This is a genomic window from Effusibacillus pohliae DSM 22757 (assembly GCF_000376225.1).
GTDB classification, from domain to species: Bacteria; Bacillota; Bacilli; order Tumebacillales; family Effusibacillaceae; genus Effusibacillus; species Effusibacillus pohliae.
Genome location: NZ_AQXL01000060.1, coordinates 1 through 6,268, shown reverse-complemented (window position 1 = coordinate 6,268; position 6,268 = coordinate 1). Strand labels below are relative to the sequence as shown.

Sequence of the window (6,268 nt, the reverse complement as noted above, 5' to 3'; positions counted from 1 at the left end):
AACATTCGAGTCTACTTGATTGCCATGTGCCAACATGCCGACGCATGGTTGGAAGAAGCAAGAAAAGCGAACCTTCCTTCACTGGACGAATGGTTTGCAAGCCAATTAGCTGCATAGTCACAGGCCTTTTCCATATTTTTTAAAAACCCGATATTGTCGGGTTATTTGGCATGCCCATTTTTTGAAAATGGCTTTCCAAGGTTAACAAAATAGGCGATTTTTGACCCATTCACCCCTTGTCCAGACTCGGATTCATCTCTCTAATTCCGAGCTACTATTTTTTTCATGATACATGAAGGACGGGGGATTGGGAAAGGTGGTCAGGAAGAAATGTTCAGTACCTCATACTTGCTGGCCAGTTCAAGAAAATGGCCCATGCTCGAGATGTCGCCGACCTGCAGCTCATTTTCCAATTGATAAAAATCGACGCACGTTTTGCACGCCAAAACAGGCACTCCCGCGTCGGCAAGTTCTTGCAGATGGACAGATGCGAGCGACCGGTCGGTGAGCGCAAACACCCCGCGGTTGACACAAAAAATGGCCGCCGGTTTTTCCTCTCTCTGCTTCAACAGAACGAAGAACGTTTCCAGCAGGGTTTCGCCCAACCCCGGATCGCCGCTGCCGAATCGATCGGACGACAGTAAAATCACCTTGTTTTTCATGTTTCCTCTCCTTCCAGCCACAATCTCAGAAAAATTATATCACTTCGGCGAAAAATATTTTGGAAAGCCTGTAAAAAGTTTGGCCGGACGAGCATATCAAAAAAATTGCTGGGCACACTACATGTCGTGATTCTACCTTAAACCAAGGAGGAATGGGAATGTTTCAAAATCCACAAGCGATGTTCCAACCTGGATTTGCTGGTACCAATCCCCAGCAAGTAAGACAGGACATTGCGCAGGATGGCGGCTTCCGCTACGCGGCGCAGCAAGCGTACGGCCAACCGGTGCAAGCGTTTGGCGGCCAGCAGCAAGCAGGATTGGGAGCACAAGCGATGGTCCAACCGATTCAACCGTTCGGTGGCCAACAGCAGGCGTGGGGCTTGGGTGCGCAAGCGATGTTCCAGCCTGGCTTTGCTGGCACCAATCCCCAGCAAGTCAGACAGGACATCGCCCGGGATAGCGGCTTCCGCTACGGGGCGCAGCAAGCGTACGGCCAGCCGGCGCAGGCGTTTGGCGGCCAGCAGCAAGCAGGCTTGGGCGCGCAAGCGATGTTCCAGCCTGGCTTTGCTGGCACTAACCCCCAGCAAGTCAGACAGGACATTGCGCAGGATGGCGGCTTCCGCTACGCGGCGCAGCAAGCGTACGGCCAGCCGGCGCAGGCGTTTGGCGGCCAGCAGCAAGCAGGCTTGGGCGCGCAAGCGATGCTGCAGCCTGGCTTTGCCGGCACCAATCCGCAGCAAGTCAGACAGGACATCGCCCGGGATGGCGGCTTCCGCTACGGGGCGCAGCAAGCGTACGGCCAACCGGCGCAGGCGTTTGGCGGCCAGCAGCAAGCAGGCTTGGGCGCGCAAGCGATGCTGCAGCCTGGCTTTGCCGGCACCAACCCGCAGCAAGTCAGACAGGACATTGCGCAGGAAGGCGGCTTCCGCTACGGGGCGCAGCAAGCGTACGGCCAGCCGGCGCAGGCGTTTGGCGGCCAGCAGCAAGCAGGCTTGGGCCCGCAAGCGATGTTCCAACCCGGTTTTGCCGGCACCAATCCGCAGCAAGTGCGGCAAGACATCGCGCAAGATGTTGGATACATTCAGTAAGAGCGAGTTTCAAAGACAGGGGTCACGGAGGTGGCTCCTGTTTTTATTTGTCCACCTAACTGGCCGATGATCGGTTATAATCATGATAATAGACTGGAATTATCCCCGTTTTCCCAGGAGTGAGTGGCTCGTCATGGCAATGTACAAACCCGGCCGGATCGTTCTGTCGATTTTGATCGCCGCGATGCTGGTCTATCTGTTTTTGCCACTGGTTTCGATTTTTATCAGCAAAAATCCCGTCCTGCTGCTTGAAAAATTGAACACCCCCCTGTCCATCCAGGCGCTGTGGCTGAGCGTCCGCACCACATTCGTCAGCCTGCTACTGATCGCCCTGTTCGGTACGCCGCTTGCCTACTGGCTGGCGAAAAACGAGTTTCGCGGTAAAAAATGGCTGGAAGTCGCCCTGCAGATGCCGATTGTGGCGCCGCCTGCAGTAGCGGGTGTCGGGCTGCTGCTGGTGTTTGGGAAAAAAGGGCTGTTGGGGGACATGCTGTCCGTGTGGGGAATCGGGATTCCGTTCACTTCGATCGCTGTCGTGTTGGCCCAACTGTTTATGTCCGCCCCATTTTTCGTGGCCGCGGCCAGGCAAGCGTTCGCGGCGGTGGACGATCAATTGATCGCCGTTTCCCGAACGCTGGGCGTTTCGCGCTGGAAAACATTTTTCCGCGTCACCGTCCCGCTCGCCCTGCCGGGTTTGCTGTCCGGCATCGCGTTAAGCTGGGCGCGCGCGTTGGGCGAGTTTGGCGCGACGATGATGTTTGCCGGAAATCTGCCGGGGAAGACACAGACTCTGCCGCTTGCGATTTTTACCGCGATGGAATCGGACGCCGACGTGGCGGTGGCGATTTCCGCCTTGCTGTTGACCGTTTCGTTTCTGTTGCTGATGCTGGTCGGTCTCGTTGACAGCCGCATGCGAGGGGTGCTTTCCGTGCGCGAGAAAGGGGATGTATAGGTTGCTTTCCTTTCGACTGAAAAAGCGGCTTCGCCATTTTACCCTTGACATTTCACAGCAGATCGGCGCCGAAACATTGGTGCTGATCGGTCATTCCGGCTGCGGGAAAAGCACCACGCTGCGAATGCTGGCAGGACTGCTGTCACCCGACGAGGGCATCATTGAGTTGAACGGACGCTCCCTGTGGGACGGGCGGCAGGGAATCGATGTGCCGCCGGAGCAGCGGAAGATCGGGTTTGTCTTTCAAAACTATGCACTGTTTCCGCATCTTACCGTCATACAGAACGTGGCGTACGGCATCCATCATCTGAGCGATCAGGAAAAACAAGCCCGCGTGCGGGAATCGCTTGCCCTGTTGGGCATTGAATCGCTGGCGCAGGCAAAGCCCGCCATGCTGTCAGGCGGCGAGCAACAGCGCGTCGCATTGGCCCGCGCCCTGGTCACTCGTCCCGAACTGCTGTTGCTGGATGAACCGCTGTCGGCGCTCGATATTTCCACACGGTCGCATGTCAGGGCGGAACTGAAAGAGCTGCTGCGCAAATTGTCGATTCCAACGATCGTCGTCACACACGACTACGAAGACGCCCGTGTGCTGGCCGACCGGATTGTGGTGATGGATCGGGGAGCCATTGTGCAAACGGGCAGCCACCAGCAGATTTCACAATTTCCGGCAAGCCGGTTCGTGGCCCAATTCACCGGAACCAACCTGCTGCCGATCACAATGGATAAGCATGTGGAGGAAGCATGGGGGGCGTTCGACCCGTGGACGGTGGAAGTGTCCCGGGAACCGACCGGCGCTCGTTACGAGTGGAGCGGAATCATCCGCGACATCGCCTGGATCGGCGGTTTTGTGCGGCTGTATGTGGAAGGGCCGGGCCGATTTTTGGCAGATGTGCCGGTTGATCAGGCTCAGCGCGAGGCGTACCAGGTTGGCCAGGCGATATCCGTCCGTGTGCCGGCCGCAGCCATCCGTACCGTTCCGTCCGTTGCCGACAGCGAGGACTGCCTCGGAAAGCCGGACGAAGGGGCAAAAAACGGACAGCAGCCGCCCAAGAACAGGTGGAAGCGGGTGCTCGCGGCCGTTTCCGCCATGTTGGTCATCTCGCTTGTCACCGGTTATGGGATGAAGGCGGGTTCTCCCACCAAACAGGTCAACATGACCGCATTGGTGGCGGCAAACGCGACCGATCCGTTCAACGATCTGATTCGTCTGTTTGAACAGCAGCATCCGGGGGTGAAAGTGGTTGCCACCTATGCCGGCACTCAGGTTTTGCGAACCCAGTTGGAGCAGGGAGCGAAAGCAGACCTGTTTCTGTCTGCCGATCTGTCGCACATCGAAGCGATTCGGGGGGAAGGGTTGACCGACCGGTTTTTCCCGGTTTCCCGGAGCCATGCGATGATCGTGGTTCCGCGGCAAAATCCGGCCGGGATCCGGTCGCTGCAGGATCTTGGAACGAAGCCGGTGAAGCTGGTGATCGGCGTGGACAGTGTGCCGATCGGCCGCTACACCAGGCAAATTTTTGAAAAAGCGAACCAGGGGTATGGCGGGCAATTTTCCAAAAACGTGTTGTCGCACGTGGTATCGTTTGAGAGCAATACGAAGGCGGTGCTGCAAAAAGTGGCTTTGGGGGAGGCGGAGGCGGGAATCGTTTACCGCACGGATGTGACGGCAGGTTTTCAGGAGAAAGTGATGATCGTCGAAATTCCGGAGTCCTATAACGTCGACGCCACCAACTACATCGCCGTCCCGACAAACGCTCCGCATCCGGAACTGGCGAACCAGTTTGTACAGTTGATGCTGTCGCCGGACGGACAAGCGGTCTTTCGAAAATACGGGTATGACGAGTTGAAATAAACTGTCGGCAGGCAAACGCCCATTTTTCCTGGGGGAAGCGCCCTTTTTCGGCTCGCTGCATAGTCTGCAATGAGCCTATGCAGGGCGATTCGCCAGGAAGGAGAGAGTGCCGCATGGATTACGAGCAACCTGCAACGCATGGAACTGTGAATGAGCATGGGGAATCCGGGCAGTTCAGTGGGGGGAATCCGGCGGGCGTCCCGTTTTTCCCGTATGTGTATGACCCGACTCGCTATTTTGTTTCCCCTGTTGCGTACGATGATCGACATGTGGCGGAAAGCGGCGCGGCGGTGACATCCCACGTACAGGATTACCGGCAGTTTGGACCGTTTTTCGGGATTTCGCCGTTTGGTCCGACGATCGGATTTGGTTTTGGGCTGCCGCTCTTTCCAAGACCGTTTTATCCGTATCCATTTTATCCGCGCCCTTATTGGTGGTGGTGATCGCGGAGCAAGATCGGGTTTCTTGCGGGAGACCCGATTTTTTTGTTGGGGGTTTGGTGGCCGCCGTGTTTAGGGGCGGTTTGATCGAATGAACGCAAGATGCCAGCGAAGAAACAGGAACACAAGCAAGTAAATTGGCACCGAATAGACCAACGACCATCTCTTCGGGGGTTCAAACGGAAACCGGATGGCCAACCGTTCGATCAACACGGACAATGCCACCCACGCGGCCAGGTACAGAACAAATCCTTTGATAACGGACAGGAAGTTGACATAGGTAATTCCCGGAGCGGGGGAAGCAATTCGTCGACCAGCAGATCGTAATATTGCACAGCCTCTTGGCCGAAATCATACAGATCCAGGATCTGACCAAAAATCAGATCCGTGTTCAGTGCCACAGTGGAAAGGATTCCCTAGGTTACATAGATCTCCTGGCCGCTCAGATGTTTTGGCAGCCACCAGATGATCACAAGACTTACAATCGTGAGCAGCAATATGAACCTCATTGTCCCGTCCCCGTTTTGAGCAGATTTTCGTTTATTATTCCGCTAAGCCGGTGAGACATGCCGAAAAAATATGAATGAATCAAGTCGATTGGTGTGAGGTGAACAACCAAGAAAAAGGAAGCAATGGCGCAAAAAAGCGTAATGAACATTGAACAAACGCGTTTTTTGTTTTTGTTTGTTCGATATTTTCGATTGATGTGGAGTCAGGTACGTGATATTATAGCACTTGTCGCCGCGAGAGAGAGCGGTGGACATGAGAAAAACGAAGATCGTGACGAATTGTTCTTTGCACCCAATGGGCACAAGTACCCAGAGGGCACAAGTCGCGCCAAGGCGGCGAAGCCGCCAGGTCGCGCTATGTAACGTTAAGGCGGAAAGGAAACCCCGCTAAAAGCGACCGCATCCGTGCGGTCAACGCGGGATGGATCATCCTGATCCAAGTCGTTCTTTGAAAACTGAATCGTGTAGGGAGCTAGGAAAACTTTTTGATGTGGTTGCCCGGCTAAGAGCGTCACCATCCGTGGCGACGACGCCGGACAAAACATCCATGTTTTGAGAGTTTGATCCTGGCTCAGGACGAACGCTGGCGGCGTGCCTAATACATGCAAGTCGAGCGGGCGGAAGGGGAGCTTGCTCTCTGGAAGCCAGCGGCGGACGGGTGAGTAACACGTGGGCAACCTGCCCGGCAGACCGGGATAACGCCTGGAAACGGGTGCTAATACCGGATAGGCGCAGAGGACGCATGTTCTGTGCGGGAAAGGC

The 6,268-nt window shown here is 55.9% G+C and carries 5 protein-coding genes and 1 rRNA gene; 5 read left to right on the top strand and 1 reads right to left on the bottom strand.

The window, feature by feature from the left end:
* Positions 1-320: 320 nt before the first annotated feature.
* Positions 321-662, bottom strand: coding sequence for a hypothetical protein (locus C230_RS0101130; protein WP_018130239.1), 342 nt, complete (start codon positions 660-662; stop codon positions 321-323).
* Positions 663-820: 158 nt separating this feature from the next.
* Here C230_RS0101130 and C230_RS21125 point away from each other — a divergent pair, with 158 nt between their 5' ends.
* The 5 genes from C230_RS21125 to C230_RS0101090 form a co-directional block, all read left to right on the top strand.
* Positions 821-1,750, top strand: coding sequence for a hypothetical protein (locus C230_RS21125; protein ID WP_018130238.1), 930 nt, complete (start codon positions 821-823; stop codon positions 1,748-1,750).
* A gap of 133 nt (positions 1,751-1,883) precedes the next feature.
* On the top strand, positions 1,884-2,702 hold the full coding sequence (locus tag C230_RS0101120; protein WP_018130237.1) for an ABC transporter permease: 819 nt from the start codon (positions 1,884-1,886) through the stop codon (positions 2,700-2,702).
* A gap of 1 nt (position 2,703) precedes the next feature.
* Complete coding sequence (modA, locus tag C230_RS21120) at positions 2,704-4,557, top strand: molybdate ABC transporter substrate-binding protein (RefSeq protein WP_018130236.1); 1,854 nt, start codon at positions 2,704-2,706, stop codon at positions 4,555-4,557.
* Between the two features lie 113 nt (positions 4,558-4,670).
* Complete coding sequence (locus C230_RS0101110) at positions 4,671-5,000, top strand: hypothetical protein (RefSeq protein ID WP_018130235.1); 330 nt, start codon at positions 4,671-4,673, stop codon at positions 4,998-5,000.
* A 1,054-nt stretch (positions 5,001-6,054) separates the two neighbouring features.
* Positions 6,055-6,268, top strand: a 16S ribosomal RNA gene (locus C230_RS0101090); the annotation flags it as partial.

Excerpts from the sequence above, each read along its gene's own strand:
- C230_RS0101130 (WP_018130239.1), bottom strand. The coding sequence starts at position 662 with ATGAAAAACAAGGTGATTTTACTGTCGTCCGATCGATTCGGCAGCGGC.
- C230_RS21125 (WP_018130238.1), top strand. The coding sequence starts at position 821 with ATGTTTCAAAATCCACAAGCGATGTTCCAACCTGGATTTGCTGGTACC.
- C230_RS0101120 (WP_018130237.1), top strand. The coding sequence starts at position 1,884 with ATGGCAATGTACAAACCCGGCCGGATCGTTCTGTCGATTTTGATCGCC.
- C230_RS0101110 (WP_018130235.1), top strand. The coding sequence starts at position 4,671 with ATGGATTACGAGCAACCTGCAACGCATGGAACTGTGAATGAGCATGGG.